This window comes from Streptosporangium roseum DSM 43021, assembly GCF_000024865.1.
Classification (GTDB): domain Bacteria; phylum Actinomycetota; class Actinomycetes; order Streptosporangiales; family Streptosporangiaceae; genus Streptosporangium; species Streptosporangium roseum.
The window spans coordinates 6,317,436-6,337,002 of the sequence record NC_013595.1 but is presented as its reverse complement, the minus strand read 5'-3'; the positions used below and the strand labels follow the sequence as shown (position 1 = coordinate 6,337,002).

At 73.3% G+C, this 19,567-nt stretch carries 12 protein-coding genes; 4 read left to right on the top strand and 8 right to left on the bottom strand.

The genetic code is table 11. The features are described from left to right. The first annotated feature begins 22 nt into the window (after positions 1-22). Complete coding sequence (locus tag SROS_RS27870) at positions 23-3,088, top strand: AfsR/SARP family transcriptional regulator (protein ID WP_012892265.1); 3,066 nt, start codon at positions 23-25, stop codon at positions 3,086-3,088. A 110-nt stretch (positions 3,089-3,198) separates the two neighbouring features. Here the strand turns inward: SROS_RS27870 and SROS_RS27865 are convergent, their stop codons facing one another. Next, entirely contained in the window at positions 3,199-6,510 is a 3,312-nt protein-coding gene (locus SROS_RS27865; protein ID WP_012892264.1) for an AfsR/SARP family transcriptional regulator, read from the bottom strand. Positions 6,511-6,693: 183 nt separating this feature from the next. Between SROS_RS27865 and SROS_RS27860 the strand changes: the two genes are divergently transcribed. Next, the gene (locus SROS_RS27860) at positions 6,694-8,235 is read left to right on the top strand and encodes an MFS transporter (RefSeq protein WP_012892263.1); all 1,542 of its coding nucleotides are present in this window, start codon (positions 6,694-6,696) and stop codon (positions 8,233-8,235) included. Here SROS_RS27860 and SROS_RS27855 read toward each other — a convergent pair. Beyond that, entirely contained in the window at positions 8,228-10,882 is a 2,655-nt protein-coding gene (locus SROS_RS27855; RefSeq protein ID WP_012892262.1) for a LuxR C-terminal-related transcriptional regulator, read from the bottom strand. The two genes, SROS_RS27860 and SROS_RS27855, sit on opposite strands and share 8 nt — an antisense overlap. 74 nt (positions 10,883-10,956) lie before the next feature. Here SROS_RS27855 and SROS_RS27850 point away from each other — a divergent pair, with 74 nt between their 5' ends. Both SROS_RS27850 and SROS_RS27845 read left to right on the top strand, forming a co-directional pair. Next, on the top strand, positions 10,957-12,021 hold the full coding sequence (locus SROS_RS27850; protein WP_043653109.1) for an alkene reductase: 1,065 nt from the start codon (positions 10,957-10,959) through the stop codon (positions 12,019-12,021). Next, positions 12,018-13,211 carry an MFS transporter gene (locus SROS_RS27845; protein WP_012892260.1) on the top strand — a complete coding sequence of 398 codons (1,194 nt, stop codon included), beginning with the start codon at positions 12,018-12,020 and terminating at the stop codon, positions 13,209-13,211. Before SROS_RS27850 ends, SROS_RS27845 begins: the two co-directional genes overlap by 4 nt. Before the next feature lie 110 nt (positions 13,212-13,321). Here SROS_RS27845 and SROS_RS27840 read toward each other — a convergent pair whose 3' ends face one another. Genes SROS_RS27840 through SROS_RS27815 form a run of 6 tightly spaced genes read right to left on the bottom strand, consistent with a single transcriptional unit; the run spans position 13,322 to position 19,489 of the window. Beyond that, positions 13,322-14,317, bottom strand: a complete 996-nt coding sequence (locus SROS_RS27840) for a M24 family metallopeptidase (protein WP_245564297.1) — start codon at positions 14,315-14,317, stop codon at positions 13,322-13,324. Continuing rightward, on the bottom strand, positions 14,293-15,207 hold the full coding sequence (locus SROS_RS27835; RefSeq protein ID WP_012892258.1) for an ABC transporter ATP-binding protein: 915 nt from the start codon (positions 15,205-15,207) through the stop codon (positions 14,293-14,295). Before SROS_RS27835 ends, SROS_RS27840 begins: the two co-directional genes overlap by 25 nt. Next, positions 15,204-15,977, bottom strand: a complete 774-nt coding sequence (locus SROS_RS27830; protein ID WP_012892257.1) for an ABC transporter ATP-binding protein — start codon at positions 15,975-15,977, stop codon at positions 15,204-15,206. The genes SROS_RS27835 and SROS_RS27830 overlap by 4 nt, the downstream gene beginning before the upstream one ends. Beyond that, positions 15,974-16,813, bottom strand: a complete 840-nt coding sequence (locus tag SROS_RS27825; RefSeq protein WP_012892256.1) for an ABC transporter permease — start codon at positions 16,811-16,813, stop codon at positions 15,974-15,976. Before SROS_RS27825 ends, SROS_RS27830 begins: the two co-directional genes overlap by 4 nt. Beyond that, a complete protein-coding gene (locus SROS_RS27820; RefSeq protein ID WP_012892255.1) occupies positions 16,810-17,904 on the bottom strand; it encodes an ABC transporter permease in 1,095 nt (364 codons plus the stop codon). Before SROS_RS27820 ends, SROS_RS27825 begins: the two co-directional genes overlap by 4 nt. Next, complete coding sequence (locus SROS_RS27815; RefSeq protein WP_012892254.1) at positions 17,885-19,489, bottom strand: ABC transporter substrate-binding protein; 1,605 nt, start codon at positions 19,487-19,489, stop codon at positions 17,885-17,887. Before SROS_RS27815 ends, SROS_RS27820 begins: the two co-directional genes overlap by 20 nt. Positions 19,490-19,567: the final 78 nt, after the last annotated feature.

The following is a 19,567-nucleotide window of genomic DNA, read 5'->3' as shown; positions in this document are numbered from 1 at the left end:
CATAAGAGGAGTAAGTGCGGTCATGGTGGTTGATCAGCCCACATTCAGCGTGCTCGGTGCCCTGGACGTCCGTGCCTCGGGACGGCCCCTCCGCATCGCCGGCACGAAACCACGAATCCTGCTGGCATCGCTGCTGCTCCACGCGAACCACGTGGTCGGCGCGGACCTCCTCGTCGAGGTGCTGTGGCCCCGGCACCGGCCGCGCTCCGCCCACGCCAACCTCCGCACCTACGTCAGCTCGCTGCGCGGCGTGCTCGACGCGGCCGGCGCCCGGATCCAGGCCCGCCCGCCCGGCTACGTGATCGAGCTGGCACCCGGACAGCTCGACGCGCTGCTCTTCGCCGACCTGATCGCGCGGGCGCGCGCGGCGGGCCGTACGGAGGAGGCCTTCGACGGGCTCAGCCGGGCGCTCGGGCTGTGGCGCGGCACCCCCCTCGCCGACCTGCCGGGCAGCCCGCTCTGGGACGGGCGGCTGCAGTCGCTGGCGGAGCTGCGGCTCGGCGCGGCCGAGGAGCTGATCGCCCTGAGAATGGCCCGGGGCCGGTACGCCGACGCGATCGGAGAGCTGCGCGGGCTGCTGAAGGAGCATCCCTTCCGCGAGGACCTCTGGCAGCGGCTCATACTCGCCCTGCACTGGAGCGGCCGGCAGGCCGAGGCCCTGCACGCCTACGCCACGGTCAGGCGGCAGCTGGTCACCGAGCTCGGCATCGAACCCGGCACGGATCTGCGCCGGGCGCACGCCGCCGTCCTGGCGGGGGAGCTCCCGCCCGCCGCGACCCCGCCCGATCTCCCCCCGCCCGCCGCCGAGACCGTCTCCGGCCCGCCGTCCCGCGCCGAGACCGTCGCCGGCCCGCCGCCCCCCGCCGAGACCGTCCCGCACCACCTGCCGGCCGTCCCCGCCCCCGGCTCCACTCCTCACCAGCTCCCGTCGGACATCCCGGACTTCACCGGCAGGTCTGAGGACGTCGCCGTCCTCACGCGGGCGCTGTCACCGGTGGAACGGCCGCCGGACGGACCGCCGTCGATCGTGGTGGTGGTGGGCCCGCCGGGCGTGGGCAAGTCGGCGCTGGCCGTGCACTGCGCGCACGCTGTACGGACCGGGTATCCGGGCGGGCAGCTCTACCTGGACCTCGGCGGGACCGAGTACGCGCCGGCCGACCCGGGCGAGCTGCTGGCCGAGGCGCTGCGGGCGCTGGGGGTAGGCGAGGCCGGCCTGCCGTGCACCGTGCGCGAACGCTCCGCGCTGTACCGGTCCCTGCTGGCCGAACGCCCGATGCTCGTCCTCCTCGACGACGCCGCCGGCGCCGCCCAGGTACGGCCGCTGCTGCCCGGCAACGGCTGCGCGGTGCTCGTGACCAGCAGGCGGCGGATCACCGAACTGCCCGGCGCCCTCCAGCTCGAACTGGACGTCCTGTCACCGGAGGAGGCCGAGGAGCTCCTGGGCAGGATCGTCGGCTCCGAGCGGCTGGGACGGGAGAGGGAGGCGGCCTCGGCGATCCTGCGCGCCTGCGGCTACCTGCCGCTCGCCGTCAGGGTCGCCGGAGCGCGGCTCGCGGGACGGCCCAGGTGGTCGCTGGGGGTGCTGCGGCAGCGGCTGGAGGACGAGGCGGGCAGGCTCGGCGAGCTGCGGGCCGGCGATCTGGAGGTGCGGGGCAGCTTCGACCGGAGCTACCGGCTGCTGCCCGACGACGCGGCCCTGGCCTTCCGGGCACTCGGTCTCCTGGGACCGCAGTCCCTGCCCGGCTGGGTGGTCGACGCCGTGCTGGACCGGCACCGGGCCGACGACGTGACGGACGTCCTGGTCGATGTGAACCTGCTCCAGCTGGTCGGGACCGACCCGATCGGCCAGCCGCGCTACCGGCTGCACGACCTGGTCCGCTGCAACGCCAGGGAGAAGGCCGGCGGCGCCCCGGAGCGGCACGCCCTCATCAGGGTGCTCGGAGCGTGGATGGCCACCACCGAGAGTGCCACGGCACGGTTGCCGACCACGCTCTTCAGCCTGACATCGGCCAGGGCGACCCGCTGGAACCTGGCGGAGGACACCCTCGGACGGCTGACCGCCGACCCGCTGTCGTGGTTCGACGTCGAGCACGAGGCGCTCGTGGGCGCGGTGCGTCTGGCCGTCGACGCCGGGCTGGCCGAGCCGGCGTGGGGGCTCGCCGCGGCCCTCGTCCCCTACTTCGACCTGCGCTGCCACTTCGAGGAGTGGCAGTCCACCCACCGGATCGCCCTGGACGCCGCCCGCCTGGCGCAGGACCGCTACGGTGAGGCGGCCATGCTCCGGGGTCTGGCCCAGGTATGCCTCTACCAGGACCGCTACGCCGAGGCGACGGAGATGTTCCGGCGATCCCTCACGATCTTCCACGAGCTGGGCGACGTGCGGGGCGAGGCGACCTCGATCTGCGGGCTGGGGGCGGTCAACCAGTTCTGCGGCGAGCACCTCAGGGCACTGGCCTACTTCCGGCGGGCCCTGGCCATGTTCCTCGCCATGGGCGACCAGAGCGGTGAGGCCTACGCGCGGCAGGCCATCGGGCGCGTCTGCCTGGCCTCCGGCGATCCCGGCCAGGCCTCGAAGTGGCTGGGCGAGGCGCTGCGGCTGGCCAGGGAGCTCGGCGACTCCCACCGCGAGGGCTGCGTGTCCATGCAGTTCGGGCGGCTGCACGATCTGGCGGCGGAGCCCGAGCGGGCGATGCGGTTCCAGGGACACGCGCTGGACATCTTCGAAGGCCTCGGCGACCTCCACTGCGGGGCTTACGCCATGCAGAGTCTGGGCGGCCTCCAGGTGGTCCGCGGCGACCAGTCGCACGCCTCCGACCAGCTGGAGCGGTCACTGCTGATCTTCCAGCGGCTCGGCGACCGGAGCGGGGAGGCGGCCACGGTCCAGAAGCTCGGCGAGCTGCACCGGTCGGCGGGCCGTACCCGCCTGGCGCAGGACTACCTCCACCACGCCCTCGCGCTCCGGCGCGAGCTGCGGGGAGGCGCCGACCTCGCCGGCGTCGCCGAACCGTCCGCCCCCTCCGGCGACGGGTGGTGGAGCCGGGACGCCGTGCCACCACCGCTCGTCCTCGACGGCAACGCCGTGGAGTGATCGCCACCCGGCACCGGTTCCGAGGGACTGCGCGACGACGTCCGCCCGATCCGCCGCGCGTAACCGTCCGAGGAAGGCGTTTTCGCGGATCTTCGACATCACCGGGCCTGTCAGGGCGTCGCGGACCTGACCGGTGTCCGTCGCGTGTGCCCGGCCAGGGACGGGTGAGCCAGGTATTCGTCGGGCCGCAGCGCGCCGCCAAGCTCGAACTCGGCGTCGAAACCCGCGTCACCGAGGGCCTCCCCGGCCTTGGCGGTGATGCGATCGACGTCGAACCTTTCACCGGCCGGCAGCGGCATCCACACCGACTGCCGGGCCGCCGCGGCGGCCCCCAGCAGCCGGGCGGCGTGATCGGGGTGACCGGCCAGCGTCTGCGCCCCGGCCAGGCCCTCCAGGGCCAGCGCGACCGCTCGGGGATCGCCGGTGGTCCGGGCGGTGGCGAGGCCGTCCAGCTGCAGGTCGAGGGCGGCGCGCGCGTCGCCCCGGTGCTCGGCGATGAATCCGAGCTCGGCCAGGATCAGCGCGGGAACGCAGGGCTCGTGACTCATCCGGCGGTGCAGGTCGAGCACGCTGCGCAGGTGCGCCTCGGCGGTGTCGAGATCTCCGTCCCTGCGCGCCCCCAGCCCGAGCCCGATCTCGGCGAACTGCTCCCCGAACGTGTCCGACTGCTCGACGGCGAGCCGTCTCGCCCGCTCGTGGAACTCCCTGGCCGCCGGGTAGTCCTTCGACAGCAGGGCCATCCGGCCCAGCCCGGAGAGGGTGAAGGAGACCTCGGGCCACAGCCCGAGGTCATCGGCCATCCGCAGCCCGTCCCGGTACAGCCGCCCGGCCTGCCCGTAGTCGCCGGCGATCTCGGCCAGCGTCGCCAGCGGGGTCACGGTCTGGAGCTGCCCCCACTGGTCGCCCAGATCCCGGAACAGCTCCAGGCTCCGTTCGCCGTCCCGCCGCAGCGCCTGGAAGTCTCCGCGCAGCTTCGCGTGGAAAGTGCGGTTGTTCAGGGCCGCGGCCATACCCCAGCGATCCCCGAGTGACCGGAAGGTCGCCAACGCCCGGCCGGTCAGGTCCTCACTCGTCGACAGATCGCCGATGCCGTACGTGTGCGATCCGAGGAACCACTCCATCCGGGCCCGCCCGCCCGGGTCGTCGATCCGCTCGGCCGCCCGCAGCGCGGCGCGGTACTCCGCCGCCGGATCCGCGCTACCGCCGAGCAGCAGCCTGAGGCCGCCCAGCCAGGCCGTGGCCCTGGCCACCGTGGCGGCGGGGGCCGTGTCACCGGCCGACAGCGCCGTGGCCAGGAACCGCTCGGCCTCGCCGATCCGGCCGCGCAGGTACCAGTACCACGTCAGCGCGTTCGCCAGGCGCAGCGCGCGGTCCGCGTCACCGAGCCGCGCCGCCCCCTCGAGCGCGGTACGCAGGTTGGCGGTCTCGGCGTCTAGGCGCCGCAGCCACAGCCGCTGGTCGTGGCCCCGCAGGCGCGGCTCGGCGCGTTCGGCCAGGTCGGTGTAGTAGTCGCGGTGCCTGAGCCGGAACTCTTCGAGCTCGCCGGCCTCACGGAGGCGTTCGACGCAGTAGGCCGTGACCGACTCCAGCAGCCGATACCGGGGGCCGTCCGCGCCGGCGGACATGACGACCAGCGAGCAGTCCACCAACCGGGCGAGCAGGTCGAGGACCTCCGTGCGATCCACGTCGTCACCGGCGCAGACCTCCTCGGCCGCGGCGAGCGTGCAGCCGCCGGGGTGCACGGCCAGCCGCCGGAGCACCGCACGCTCCTGCTCGCCGAGCAGGCCCCAGCTCCAGTCGATCACCGCCCGTAGCGTCCGCTGCCGCGCCGGGGCGCCGCGGGCCCCCGCGGCCAGCAGATGGAAGCGATCGTCGAGGCGTGCCGCCACCTCGTGCACGCCCAGCGCCCGGACCCGGGTGGCGGCCATCTCCAGCGCGAGGGGGATGCCGTCCAGCCGCCGGCAGATCGAGACGACCGCCTCGACGTTGGTCTCGTCGAGGACGAAGCCCGGTGCCGCCGCGCTCGACCTCGCCACGAACAACTCCACCGCGCTGAACCGGCGCGCGGCGGCGGGGCCGAGGTCCGTCGCGGGCGCGGGAAGCCGCAGCGGGCGCACCGCCTGGAGATGTTCGCCGGTGATGCCCAGCGGTTCCTGGCTGGTCGCCAGGATCCGCAGCCGGGGGGCGGCTCTGAGCAACCGCTCCGCCAGCTCGGCGACCGGCTCGATCACATGCTCGCAGTTGTCGAACACCAGCAGGGTCGGCTGGTCCCCCAGCGCGTGGACGATGCGCTCCGTCGGCGAGAGGGGCTCGGGGGCCGACGTCATGACATCCCGCACCCCGAGCACCTCGCCGACCACGTCGTGCACCTCGGTCGCCGGAGCCGTCTCCCGCCGTCCCCGGGGGTGGGCCGGTGAACGTGAGGACGGGGCGAGCGCGGCGAACTCGACCAGCCGCACTCCTCCCGGGAACGACTGGCCGACCTGCTCGGCGATCGCCAGCGCGAGCCGGGTCTTGCCGACCCCGCCCGCGCCGGTGAGCGTCACCAGCCTGCCCGCCTTCAGCAGCGAGCGGAGCTCGCCGACCGCCTCGGCCCTGCCGATCAGGTCGGTGAGCGCGCTCGGCACGTTCGTCAGCGGGCGGGCCACGGTCGTGGCCGGGGAGGGCACCGCCGTCAGCGCCGGGTCCTGGACCAGGATCGCCTGGTGCAGGGCCGCGAGCTCGGGACCGGGGGCCAGGCCCAGACTCTCGGCCAGCCGCTCCCGCAGGTCGCCATAGCTGTTCAGCGCGTCGCTCTGCCGGCCCGCGAGATACAGCGCGCGTACGTGGGCGGCGCGCAGCCGTTCCCGGAGCGGATGCAGGGCGACCAGGTCGCCGAGCTCGTCGGCCAGCAGCGCGTGCTCTCCCAGTTTCAGCCGCGCCTCGGCCTGCTCCTCCAACGCGGTCAGCCGTTGCTCCTCCAACCGTGCCGTCGCCGTCCGGGTGAACCCCTCGTCGGCGAAGTCGGCGAACGCCGGGCCGCGCCACACCGCCAGTGCGTCCGCCAGCAGGGCGGCACGCACCCGGGAGTCGCCGCTCGCCCGTGCCCGCGTCGCCAGTTCGTGGAAGCGGCCCTCGTCCACCGCGTCGGGCTCGACCAGCAGCTGGTATCCGGGCGGGCGGGACATCACCAGGTCCCGCCCGCCCGGCTCGGCGTCCTCAAGCACGCGCCGCAGCTGCCAGATCTTGTTCTGCAACGTGCCGAGCGGATTGTTCGGCAGCGCGGTGCCCCACAGGTCGTCGATCAGCCTGTCCGCGGACACCGGCCGCCCGCGGTGCACCAGGAGGTCGGCGAGCAGGGCGCGGACCTTGAGCTCCGGGACCCTGACCACCCGCCCGTCAGCCGTCCACACCTCCAGCGGGCCCAGCACCCCGAAACGCATGCAGTCACGGTAGCCGACCGCCGCCGGTGCCCGTCCCGCAGGTCGGGATCGGGACGGCACGGGGCGGTGAGCGGACCGGGAGAGGACCGGGAGAGGACCGGGAGAAGACCGAGAGCGCCGGCGTGCACGGTGGTCGTGCTGAGCGGATCACGAGCGGATCCGCGAACCACGGAAGGATTTCCCATGTCGTCACATACCGTCGGGGCCGTCGGCCGCAAGGCCGGGCCCCGGGAGTGGACCGGCCTCGCCGTACTGGCTCTGCCCACGCTGCTGCTCTCCCTTGACCAGAGCGTGCTGTTCCTGGCGTTGCCGCCGCTGGCCGAGGCGTTGCGGCCCACCGGCACGCAGACGCTGTGGATCATGGATATTTACGGGTTCCTGATGGCCGGCTTCCTGGTCACCATGGGCGCGCTCGGCGACCGGATCGGCCGCCGGAGACTGCTGATGATCGGTGCCGTCGCCGTCGGCGTCACCTCCCTGCTGGCCGCCTACTCGAACAGCGCCCAGATGCTGATCGTGAGCCGCGCGCTGCTCGGCGTCGCCGCGGCGACGCTCATGCCCTCGACCCTGGCCCTGATCGGCAACATGTTCCAGGACCCGCGGCAGCGCGGCAGGGCCATCGCGCTGTGGGCGAGCTGCTTCATGGCGGGCACCGCGCTCGGCCCGGTGATCGGTGGGATGCTGCTCGAGTTCTTCTGGTGGGGCTCGGTGTTCCTCCTGGGCGTGCCGGTCATGCTGGTCCTGCTGATCACGGCGCCGATCCTGCTGCCGGAGTACCGCGACCCCGAAGGCGGCAAGCTCGACCTGCTGAGCGTGGCGCTCTCGCTGGCCGCGATCCTCCCGCTCGTCTACGGACTCAAGGAGATCGCCAGGTACGGCTGGCAGCCGCTGCCGATCCTGACGGCCGTGGCCGGCCTGGCCGTCGGAGCCGTGTTCGTGGCGCGGCAGCGTACGCTCGCCCATCCGGTACTGGACGTCCGCCTCTTCCGCAACGCCGCCTTCACCGCCTCGCTGCTGATCACGACTCTCCTCATGGTCGCCGTGGCCGGGAGCTACCTGTTCATCACCGGCTTCCTCCAGATGGTCGAGGGCCTGTCCCCGGTGCAGGCGGGACTGTGGATGGTGCCGTCGGCGATCGCCTCCATCGTCTCCGCGCAGATGGCTCCGGCCCTGGCGAGGCGGTTCTCGATGGGGGTCGTCATCGGGGCGGGGCTGGCCGTCGCCGCGGCGGGCTACGCGCTGATCGCCTTTGTGGGTCCGGTCGGCGGGCTGCCGCTGCTGGTGACCGGGTTCGTGATCGGCTTCTTCGGCACCGGCCCCATCGGGGCACTGGGCACCCACCTGGTCGTGAGCTCCGCCCCGCCGCAGAAGGCGGGGTCGGCCGCCTCGCTGCAGGAGACCAGCAGCCATCTCGGCGTGGCGGTGGGCATCGCCGCGCTGGGCAGCCTCGGCGCCGTCGTCTACCGCGATGCGATCACCGTGCCGCCCGGCGTCCCGGCGGATGCCGCCGAGACCGCCCGCAACAGCCTCGAAGGCGCACTGGCGGTGGCCGGAAGGCTTCCCGCCGGGATCGGCGACCAGCTGCTGGCCGCGGCCAGGGACGCCTACACCGGCGGGCTGAACACGGTCGCCGTCGTGTGCGCGGTGTTCGCGGTCGCCACCGCGCTCATCGCGGTCACCGCGCTCCGGCGCGTGGGGTCCGGCCAGGGGGACGAGGTCAGGTGAGGTTCAGGCGGCTCAGCTCGCGGCGGGAGGTGATGCCCAGCTTGGGATAGGCCTTGTACAGGTGGTATTCGACCGTACGGGTGCTCAGGAAGAGCTGGGCGGCGATCTCGCGGCTGCTGCGGCCCGCGGCGGCCAGCCGTACCACGTGGAGCTCTCGCGGGGTGAGCGGGGCGGCGGGGGCGGGGTGAGCGGCTCTGGGGGACTCGCCGCTCGCGTGAAGTTCGGACCGGGCACGGGTGATCCAGGGAGCGGCGTCCAGGCGGGCGAAGGTCTCCAGGGCCGCGTGCAGGGGAGCACCGGCGTCGCCGGGACGGCGGGCGCGGCGGAGCCATTCGCCGTAGAGAAGCTGGGTGCGCGCGCGTTCGAAGGGGCGGCCACCCCGCTCGTGGAGGGTGAGAGCCGCCCGGAACGAGGCCTCGTCGTCGCTCGTCAGGGCCTGGCAGCGTAGGGCGACGGCCTGGACCCAGGGCTGCGCGGAGGCCTGCGCCCAGGCTCGAAGGCGGCGGAGCGGTTCCTCGGCGCGGTGCGGTTGCGCCAGCCGCACCGCCGCCTCGATCTGGTCGGGGGCGGAGGACAGCAGCACCGCGGCGTTGCGGACCGGACCGGCCCAGGCTGCTTCCAAGCGGTCCAGAGCCGACTCGTGGTCGCCCATGGACAGCTCCAGCAGGCTCAGGACGACGTCGCCGGTCGCCCGGTAGGCGTCGGGGGTTTCACCGACCAGGCGGCGGCAGCGGGACTCGTCACCCTCGATGGCGGCGATCCGGGCGGGGACGCCGTTGAGCCAGGCGATGCGCTGCTGCAGGCCGGTGCCGCAGGCGATCCCGGTGGCCTCCGCCACCGCGGCCTCGGCGTCGCGGTGCAGGCCGGCCCATACCTGGGTCTGGGCCAGGATCTGCAGCACCTGGGGCAGGGCGCCGATGAGGCCCTGTTCACGGCAGCGGGCCACCTCGGCGGCGGCCAGCGCCATGGTGGTGGCGTCGTCACCGATGATCATCCCGGTGAACAGGGCGCGCTCGGTGTCGGGGGCCCTGTTCAGAAAGTCCGCCAGCAGCGGGAGGCCGCGGGCGTAGTCGGCCCGCATGAGGTGAGCCAGGCCCTCGGCCATCCGGTCGGAGTCACCGAGGGCGGCCAGCTTCCGGGCGGCGGCCGACAGGGCGGCCTCGTCGCCGGTGAGCCAGGCGTAGGTCGCGCCGGTACGCAGCATGGCGGTGCCCTGGCGCGGAGCCACTCGATCGGCGCGGTCCAGGAGCAGGTGGACGGCCTTCTCCTCCTGGCCCAGCTCGAACATCGCGGCCGCGCGCACCGAGGTGAGCTCCGCCACGGCGTCGTGATGCCCCTCTCCGGAGGGAGGGCCCTGCCGGGCGGCGCTTCCCGCGAAGTGCCCGGCGAGGACCTCGGCCCTTCCCGCCAGCTCGGCAGCCTGGCCGGCGTGGCCGCCCGCCAGGGCCGCGGCCGCCGCTCGGGCGAGCCAGCCTGCCTGGTCCCCCCCGGTGACGGCGAGCCGGGCCGCCTGCTCGTACAGGTGGGCGGCGGCGGTGTAGGCGGTGCGGGCACCGGCCCGCTCGGCCGCGGCCGCGAGTTCGGACGCGACACCCGCGTCGGGCTCCATCGTCGCGGCGGGCAGGTGGTGCGCGCGGCAGTCGGGGTCCTCGGCCACTTCGACGAGTGCCCGGTGCACGGCGACGCGCCGGGCCGACGCGGTTCCCTGGTAGGCGGCGGTGGCGATCAGCGGATGCCGGAAGGTGACGGCCGATTCGGTCACCTGGATCAGCCCGGCCCGTTCCGCCTCTTCGAGGTCGTCGAGGCCGGTGCCCATCAGGTGCGCCGCCCGCAGCAACAGCGCCAGATCGCCCCTTCCCTCGGCGGCGGCCATCAGCATCATCAGCCGGGTCCGCTCGGGCAACCGCTCGATCTGCGCCCGGAACGACGCCAGCACCCGGTCGGCGACCTGCGGGAACAGCGGCCCAGCCGACTGGCCGCGCTGCCCCGCGGCGAACTCGATCAGCGCCAGGGGATTGCCCGAGGACTCGGAGATGATCTTCTCCCGGCGGACCGGCGCCACCCCGTGCTCGGCAAGCAGGCGGGCCGAGTCCCGGCCGTCCAGCCGGGAAGGCCGCAGCTCGCCCAGTCCGGGAGCGGCGAAGCCGTCCTCCCGCGTGGCGAACACCATCGCCACCCCCTCGGCCGCGAGCCGCCGGGCGGCGAACAGCAAGGGCTCCGCGCTGGCCTGGTCGAGCCACTGGGCATCGTCGACCAGGCAGAGCACCGGGACGTCCTCGGCCAGGTCGGCCAGGAGCGTGAGCAGGGCGAGCCCGGTGAGGAAGCGGTCCCGCCCCCCGGCCGACTCGGCCCCGAGCACGGCTTTCAGTGCGGCGGCCTGCGGCCCCGGCAGCGCGTCAAGCCGATCATGCAGCGGCCACAGCAGTTGTGTCAGGCCGCCGAACGCCAGGTCGGCCTCCGGCTCGACGCCGGTCACCCGCACCACCCGCAGCCCGTGCCCGGCCGCCGTCCCGGCCGCCCAGTCCAACAGCGCGGTCTTGCCGATGCCCGCCTCGCCGCGCACCACGAGGACACCGCTGTGCCCCTCCAGCGCCGCGGCGATCAAGCCCTCGAGCTCGACCTGCTCAGTGGACCGCCCGTACAGCACGTACCCTCCAAGTACCTGAAACCAGTAGATTCTACTGATTCGCGATGCAGCTCCCCGCTCATACTTTCATCAATATGGACGAGCTATTCGAGCAGGTCATCGTAGGCAAGCTGACACTCCCCAACCGCCTGGTGATGGCGCCGATGACACGCAGCCGTGCGATCGGCGGGCTGGTGACCGATCTGACGGCCGAGTATTACGGGCAACGGGCCGCCGCCGGTCTGATCATCACGGAGGGCATCCAGCCCTCGGTGATCGGCCAGGGCTACATCGACACCCCGGGCCTGCACTCGCCGGAGCAGGTCGGGGCGTGGCGCCGGGTCACCGATGCCGTCCACGGCGGGGGCGGCCGGATCTTCGCGCAGCTGATGCACGCCGGCAGGATCGGCCATCCGTGTCTCTACCCGGACGGGGCGCTGCCCGTGGCCCCTTCGGCGGTCGCGTCCGGCGGGCAGATCTTCACCAGGGAGGGCATGCTCGACCACCCCACCCCGCGGGAGATGACGCTCGCGGACATCGCCGCGACGGTCGAGGACTTCGTCGCGGCCGCGAGGAACGCGATGGAGGCCGGGTTCGACGGGGTGGAGCTGCACGCCGCCAACGGCTATCTGCTCCATCAGTTCCTGTGCGGCAGCGCCAACGTCCGCTCCGACTCCTACGGCGGCTCGGTGGAGAACCGGATCCGCTTCGCGGCCGAGGTCGTCGGGGCGGTCACCGACGCGATCGGGCCGGAGCGGGTCGGCGTCCGCATCTCCCCCGCCAACCCCAACAACGGCATCCGGGAACATGACCCGGCCGAGGTGTATCCGGCCCTGATGCGCGCGCTGGCGCCGTTCGAGCCGGCCTACGTGCACATCATGGAGTTCGACCGGGAGATCACCGAACTGGTCCGGGCCGCGTGGCCGGGCACGCTGATCCTCAACCCGGGCGACACCGCCGAGGAGAGGATCGGCGCGGCGGCCGCGGTGCTCCGTGAGGGCCTGTGCGACGCGGTCAGCCTCGGCGCGCTGTGGCTGGCGAACCCCGACCTGCCCGAGCGCGTCAAGGCCGGGGGCCCCTACAACGAGCCCGACCCCGCCTCCTTCTACGGCGGCGACCACCGCGGTTACACCGACTACCCGACGCTGGGAGCCAGATGAGCGCTCCGCCCACGGCTCCGCCGCGGCACGCCGGGGTCTCCGCGGTCTGGCTGGCGGTGCTGGCCGGGCCGATGTCGTTCGGGATCGCGGGACCGGCGCTCATCCTGGGCGAGGTGGCCGGCGGCCTGGGGGTCTCGACGGGGGAGGCGACCTGGCTGGTGACGGTGTTCGGGTGGGGCATCGCGGTGGGGACGCCGCTGATGTCAGGGCTGGTCGGCCACCGCGGCATGCGTGGCACGGCGGCGGTTTGCGCCCTGCTCGCCCTGATCGGGGCGGGCCTCGCTCTCGTCGCCCCCAGCCTGCCCGTCCTCCTCCTCGCCGCCGCCGCGCAGGCGCTGGGCGCCGCGGGGCTGACGGCGATCGCCATGCAGCTGGCTGACTCCCCTCGCCGGATGGGCGTGGCCACGGCCTCGCTCGCCGTGGTCGGCTCCGTCTCCCCGCTGGCCGGGTCGCTGGTCAGCGATCTGCTGTCCTGGCGGGTCGTGCTCGCCCTGCCGGTCGTGGCCGTGCTGGCGGTGCCCGCCGTGCTGCGGCAGGAGGTCCGGTCCGCGCCGTCGGCCGGACGGTTCGACGTGATCGGCGTGGTGGTGCTGACCGGGCTGGTCACCGCGCTGGTGGCCGTGCCGCACCAGCCCGTGGCCGCCGGACTGTGCGCGGTCGCCGCGGCGACGGCGCTCGGGATGCATCTGCGGATCCGGCCGGCGGGTTTCGTGCCGGCCGCCCTGGTCCGCGCGCCCCGGTTCCTGGGGGCCGCGGGACTGGCCTTCGCCCTGGCCGTGGGCAACTTCGGGCTGGTCTATGCGCTGCCGGTCCGGCTGTCGGAGCTGACGACCTGGTCGTCCGCGCAGATCGGCGTGGCCATGGTGTGGCCGCTGCTGTTCGGCGGCGCGCTGTCGTGGTTCGTGGTGGCGGCGTCCGCCCGGATACGGCCCCACCTGATGATCATGGCACTGGCCGCCACCGGTGTCGCGGCGGCCCTGGCCGCGGTCTCCGTCTCGTGGGTTCCCGGTCTTCTGGTCGCCCAGGCCGCCGCCTCGATCGCGGCGTCCTCGGGCCAGGGCGTGCTGGCGGTCCGTGCCACCTCGGCGGTCCCCGAAGAGCACAGACCGGCCGCGATCGGCCTGTTCACCCTGTGCTACCTGCTGGGGACCGCGTTCGGACCCGCCGTCGTGGCGCTGCCGGCCGGCTGATCGAGTACGGCCTCCGCCGCACTCCCCCCGATGGCCGCCCTCCCCCCGATGGCCGTACTCCCCGGGAGGCCGTGCTCCCCCCGCCGGGGAGTACGGGCCGGCCCGCCCGCTCAGTGGTCGAGGACGTGGAGGGCCTGCGAGCTCCCGCTGAGCCGTTGCGCCCCGGCGGGGGCGCACACCACGACGTCGGCCACCCGCGCGCCGAACAGCTCGGGCAGGTAGATCGCCGGTTCGACGCACACCGTCATGCCGGGGGCGAGCACGGTCGTGTCGCCGGAGGCGAGCCACGGACGCTCGTCCTGGCCGAGGCCGACGCCCCGTCCCGGCCGCTCGGCGGCGTAGCGGCCGTAGCCGCTGCCCTCGATCACCTCCTGGGCGGCCCTGCCGACCTCCGCCGCCGTCACGCCGGGCCGCAGCGAGTCGAGGGCGGCGCGCTGGGCGGACAGGACGACCGAGTACATCGCCTCGAAGTCCTCGGGCGGCTCGGCCACCGCGAAGACGCGGGCGACCTCCGAGCAGTGGTTCCCCCATCTCCCGCAGACCGAGACCAGAAGCGCGTCGCCCGGATTGATCACGCGGTCGCACGGCACGTGCCGGGGGACGGCGCTGTGCTCTCCGGCCGCGACGAGCACCGACAGCACCTCCTCGCAGCCCGTCTCGACCATCATCGCCCACAGCCGCCGGGCCATCGCGCGCTCGGTGGTGCCGAACCACGCCAGCTCGCGCGCCATGAGCAGGACCGCGTCCGCCGCCGACGCCGCGCGTTCCGTCGCCGCGACCTCCGCCGGCCCCCTGAGCAGCCGGAGCGGGGCGAGCACGACCGAGGCCAGCACCAGTTCGGCCTTAACCCGCAGGGAGAACAGCTCCCAGGCCCGCATCTCGGGGTCCACCCCGACGCGACGGGCGGAGGAGGGGATGAGCGCCGCCGCCTCCAGCGGGCCGGCCGCAGTCTCCAGCGGGCCCCGGAGGGGCAGGACGAGATATCCGTCGCCCTGCCCTCCCAGGTAGCGGAAGTCGGGGGAGGGGCGCAGCACCAGGGCGTCGATCCCCTCCTCCGCCATCCTGAGGCGCACCTCGTCGATCATGCAGGTTCGTGCAGCCAGCACGCGACCGGGCCGAACGCGGGTTCGCGCTCCCGGCACACGTCCATCGCCACCGGGCAGCGCGGGTGGAACCGGCAGCCGGGCGGCGGATCGGCCGGATCGGGCACGTCTCCTGACAGCTCTGCCGGGAGCACGCCGGCGCCGTCGGGCGCGGGGATCGCGCCCAGCAGCGCCCGGGTGTACGGATGGCGGGGATCGGCCCACACCTCGGCGGTCCGGCCCACCTCCACGATCTTCCCCAGGTACATCACCGCGATCCGGTCGGCGATCAGCCGTACCACCGACAGGTCGTGGCTGATGAACAGCAGGCCGGCGCCCGACTCGACCGCGAGGTCCCGCATCAGCCTGGCCACCTGAGCCTGGGCCGAGGCGTCGAGCGCGGAGATGGGCTCGTCGCCGATCAGCATGGTCGGCCGGGCGGCGAGCGCCCTGGCGATCGCGATCCGCTGCCGCTGGCCGCCGGAGAACTCGTGCGGGTGGCGGCCGGCGAAGTCGCGGGGCAGCCCGACCCGCTCCAGCAGGTCGGCGGGGGAGGTCACGGTGTCGCCCGCCGTGCGCAGCCCGTCGGCGATCTGCGCGCCGACCCTGCGCCGGGGGTTCAGCGAGGCGTAGGGATCCTGGAAGACCATCTGGATCCCGGCCAGTGCGCGGTTCCTGCGGCGCAGGCCGAGCGGGGTCACCGGGTGCCCGTCGAAGGTGATCTTCCCGGAGGCGGCCGGGTTGAGCCCGCACACCGCGCGGGCCAGCGTCGACTTGCCGCATCCGGACTCGCCGACGAGCCCGACGACCTCGCCCGCCGCGACGGTCAGGCTGGCTCCGGCCACGGCGCGCACCAGGGGGCGGCCGGGGGTGCGGTGCTCGACGACGAGGTCGTCCACGGTCAGCAGTGTCATGAGGTCTCCCCGGGCAGTGACTCCAGCAGGGCGCGGGTGTAGGGGTGGGTCGGGTCACGCAGCACCTGGCCGCGCGGGCCCGTCTCCACGACCAGGCCCTCCTTCATCACGCTCACCTCGTCGGCGACCGCCGACATCACGCCGAGGTCATGGGTGACGAGCAGTACGGCCAGGCCCAGGTCGTCGCAGAGGCCGCGCAGCAGCCTCAGCACCCCGGCCTGGACGGTCACGTCGAGAGCCGTCGTGGGCTCGTCGGCGATGAGCACCTTCGGCGAGCAGGCCAGGGCGATCGCGATCGCGATGCGCTGGCGCATGCCCCCGGAGAACTGGTGCGGGTAGCGGTCGATCGCACCCTCGGGGCCGGGGATGCGCACCTGGCCCAGCAGTTCGAGGGCCCTGGCGCGCGCCTGTTTCCTGTCGAGGCCCAGGTGGTGGCGCATGTGCTCGGTGAGCTGGCGGCCGACCGAGAGCATCGGGTGCAGGCTGGTCGCCGGGTCCTGGAAGACCATGGCGATCTCGCCGCCGCGCACCGTGTTGAGCTCCTTGGCCGGCATGGCCAGCAGGTCGCGCTCTCCCAGGGCGATCCGGCCGCTGGTGCGGGCTCCGTGCGGCAGCAGCCCGAGCACGGCCAGGCCCGTCATCGTCTTGCCCGAGCCGCTCTCGCCGGCCAGGCCGTGCACGCGGCCGGCCCGGAGGTCGAGGTCGACGCCGCGCAGGATCTCCTTGCCGCCGATGGAGACCTTCAGGTCGGAGATGGCGAGGAGGCTCACAGCGCACGCTCCTTGATGGCGCGGGCCGTCCGCGGGTCGAGGGCGTCACGCAGCGTGTCGCCCAGGAAGTTGAACGCCAGCACGACGGTCAGGATGGCCAGGCCGGGGAAGGTCGCCACCCACCAGCTGTCGAAGACCTCCACGCCGGAGGCGACCATCGCGCCCCATTCGGGGGAGGGCGGCTTCGCGCCGAGCCCGAGGAACGACAGGCCGGACAGCAGCAGCAGCGCGGTGCCGATGTCGAGGGTGGCGAGCACCAGGATGGGGCCGGTGACGTTCGGCAGCACGTCCACCCGGAGCGAGCGCCAGGCGGAGAATCCGAGCAGCCGTCCGCTCACCACGAACTCGCGCTCGCGCACGCCCAGCACCAGCCCGCGGGTCACGCGGGCGTAGGCGGGCCAGGCGACGACGAGTACGGCGAGCACGGCGTTGGTGAGGCTCGCGCCGAGCGCGGCGGCGACGACCATGGCCAGGATGATGGTGGGGAAGGCGAAGACGAGGTCGGCGAACCGCATGATCGTCTCATCAACCCACTTGCCGAAATATCCGGCACAGGCACCCAGCAGGCCGCCGATCAGCACCGAGAGCACGACCAGCAGCAGGGTCAGCGGGATCGACAGGCGCGCGCCGTACATCACCCTGCTCAGGATGTCCCGGCCGAGCTGGTCGGTGCCGAACCAGTGGCCGGGGCCGGGCGAGGCCAGCCGCGGCAGGTCCTGGGCGAGCGGGTCGTGCGGCGCCAGCAGCGGGGCGGCCAGCGCGATCACGATCCAGGCGAGCGCGATCACCCCGCCGACGATCGCCAGCGGCTGCCGCCAGGCTTGGGGGAGTTTCACTGGAGTCTCACTCTGGGGTCGATGACGCCGTACAGCACGTCGACGATCAGGTTGATGACGAGGTAGACCCCGCCCACCACCAGGCCGACGCCCATCACGGCGGGCAGGTCGAGGGTGGTCGCGCTCTTGTAGGCGTACTGTCCCACGCCCGGCCAGGCGAAGATCGCCTCGACGAGCACGGTGCCGGACAGCAGGCTGCCGAAGGCCAGGCCCGCGACCGTGATGATCGGCACCAGTGCCGAGCGGAGCACGTAGCGGAACAGGATCACCCGGCCGGGCAGGCCCTTGGCCCGTGCGGCGCGCACGTAGTCCTGGCCCAGCACCTCCAGCACCGCCGACCGGGTGAACCGGGTGAGCAGGCCGATCGTGTAGAGGGCCAGCACCAGCGCGGGGGTGATGAGGTGGCCGACCGCGGAGGCGAACACGTCCCACTGTCCCGCCAGGGCGGAGTCGATCGTGTACAGCCCGGTGACCTGCGGGGGCGGGCTCATGGTCGGGTCGATGCGGCCGCTGCCCGGGGTGACCTGCAACCGGTAGAAGAAGACGTAGAACGCCATCAGCGCCAGCCAGAACGTCGGCACGGAGATGCCGACCAGGCTGAGGACCCGGAGCAGGTGGTCGGAGAGCCGGTCCCGGCGGAGCGCCGCGACCACGCCGAACGCCACCCCCGCCACGAGGGAGATCAGGATCGCGGCGCCGGCCAGTTCGAGCGTGGCGGGCACGGACTCGGCCAGGTCGTCCATGACCGGGCGGTGGCTCTGCTGGCTCGTCCCGAGGTCGCCCTGGACCACTCCCTGAAGGTGCATCAGGTACTGCTGGGGGAGCGGCTTGTCCAGGCCGTGCTCGGCCCGCCACTGCGCGACGATCGCCGGGTCGCCGAGGGCCCGCTGGCCGAGGTTGGCCGAGACGGGGTCGCCGGGGACCAGGTTGGTGAGGACGAAGGTGACCAGGGTGATGCCCACGGCCAGCAGCAGCGCCGTGAGCACCCTGCGGGCCAGGAAGCGGATCAGCGGGCTCCGGCTGCCGGAACGGCCCGGCTTGCGCCGGGCCGTATCCCCCTTCAGGTCCTCGCTACTTGAGGTCGGCGACATCGACGGTCCACACCGGGTGGAACTCCAGGCCGGTGACGGACTTGGCCGTCACGATGTTCTGGCTGGGCTGGATGAGCGGGATGAACGTGCCGGCGGCGTTGAGCTTGGTCTGGACGTCGACGTAGGCCTGCTTCCTGGCCTCGTCGCCGATCGTGGTGGCCGCCTTCGCGCCGGCCGCCTCCAGCTCCTTGTCGGCGCCGGCCTTCCACCCGGCCCGCAGGCCCACGAGCTTGCCCGGCAGGAACGCCAGGTAGTCACTGGGGTCCGGGTAGTCGGGGCCCCAGTACCACAGGCCCAGCTCCTCCTTGCCGTTGCGGTAGTTGTCCAGGGCCGTGGTGATCGGCGCGGGAGCGAGCTCCACGGTGATGCCGACCTCCTTGAGGTTGGCCTGGATCCGCTCGGCGAGGGGCTGGAAGGAGAGGCCGTTGACGGTCAGCTCGCTGGGGTACTCCAGCTTGACCGTCGGGTTGGCCACGCCGCTCTCCTTGAGGGCCGCCTTGGCGCCCTCGACGTCGCGCTTGGCCGCCTGGTCCGGCGGGAGCGAGCCCAGGAGCATCGAGGGGATGATTCCGGGAGCCTGGACCGAGCCCTCGCCGGCCAGCTCCAGCAGGCCCGCGTAGTCGACGCCCTTCCGCACGGCCTCGGCGAACTTGGGGTTGGAGGTGACCTTGCTGACCGAGGGGTTCTGGTTGGCCAGCAGGAAGATCACGTTGGCCGCGGGCGTCTTCTTGATCTGCAGGTCGCCGGTGATCCCGGTGACCTGGTCACCGGAGAGGTTCAGCGCGACCTGGCTGTCGCCACGCGAGATGTTGAGCTTCTGCGTCGCGGCCTCGACGTTGCGGAGCACGACCTTGTCGTAGACCGGCTTGGTCGCGCCCCAGTACTTGGCGTTGGCCTTGAGCACGACCTGGCTGCTGACGTTGAACGACTCGATCGTGTACGGACCCGAGCCCGCCGAGGCGGAGTTGAGGTACTGCTCGGCCTTGTCGCCGGTGTCGGCGGTGGCGCCGTGCTCCTTGGCGAGCTTGGAGTTGAGGATGCCCAGCGCGGGGTTGGGCAGGATGTACGGCAGCGCCGGGTTGGCGTTCTTCGACGTCAGAGTGATCGTCTCCGCGCCGGACTTGGCCACCTCCACGCCGTCGAGCAGGAACGACGGCGTGCCCTTCATGTCGCGCACGCGGTTCAGCGAGAAGACGACGTCGTCTGCGGTGACGGGGGAGCCGTCGGCGAACGTGGCGTCCTGGCGGAGCTTGAGGGTGAGCACCTTGCCGTCGGCCGACAGCTCGAACGACTCGGCGAGGGCCGGCACCGGCTTGGTGACGTCGGAGCCCTCGAACGTGAGCAGGGTCTCGTAGGCGGCCTTACCGATGATCAGGCCGGTCGGCTCGTAGGTACGCCCCGGGTCGGCCGTCTTGAGGTCGAAGGAGGTGTCGATCACGAGCGTCTTGGCGGCGGCGGTGGTGCCACCGTTCTGGGACGTCGTGGACGAACCGCCGCTGGAGCAGGCGGCAAGGGCGAGGGCGCCGGTGAGCAGCACCGGCAGCAGAGCTGCCTTCGCGCCGGGGCGCCGTGAACGGATCGCCATTCTGTGTCCTCCGAAAATGGGCCATGTAGACGTTTGGTCGCCGATCGTCCAGGATTGTCCGGCAGAAAGTCCAGTTCA

Excerpts from the sequence above, each read along its gene's own strand:
- SROS_RS27870 (WP_012892265.1), top strand. The coding sequence starts at position 23 with ATGGTGGTTGATCAGCCCACATTCAGCGTGCTCGGTGCCCTGGACGTC.
- SROS_RS27815 (WP_012892254.1), bottom strand. The coding sequence starts at position 19,489 with ATGGCGATCCGTTCACGGCGCCCCGGCGCGAAGGCAGCTCTGCTGCCG.
- SROS_RS27860 (WP_012892263.1), top strand. The coding sequence starts at position 6,694 with ATGTCGTCACATACCGTCGGGGCCGTCGGCCGCAAGGCCGGGCCCCGG.
- SROS_RS27850 (WP_043653109.1), top strand. The coding sequence starts at position 10,957 with ATGGACGAGCTATTCGAGCAGGTCATCGTAGGCAAGCTGACACTCCCC.
- SROS_RS27820 (WP_012892255.1), bottom strand. The coding sequence starts at position 17,904 with ATGTCGCCGACCTCAAGTAGCGAGGACCTGAAGGGGGATACGGCCCGG.
- SROS_RS27835 (WP_012892258.1), bottom strand. The coding sequence starts at position 15,207 with ATGACACTGCTGACCGTGGACGACCTCGTCGTCGAGCACCGCACCCCC.
- SROS_RS27845 (WP_012892260.1), top strand. The coding sequence starts at position 12,018 with ATGAGCGCTCCGCCCACGGCTCCGCCGCGGCACGCCGGGGTCTCCGCG.
- SROS_RS27865 (WP_012892264.1), bottom strand. The coding sequence starts at position 6,510 with ATGCGTTTCGGGGTGCTGGGCCCGCTGGAGGTGTGGACGGCTGACGGG.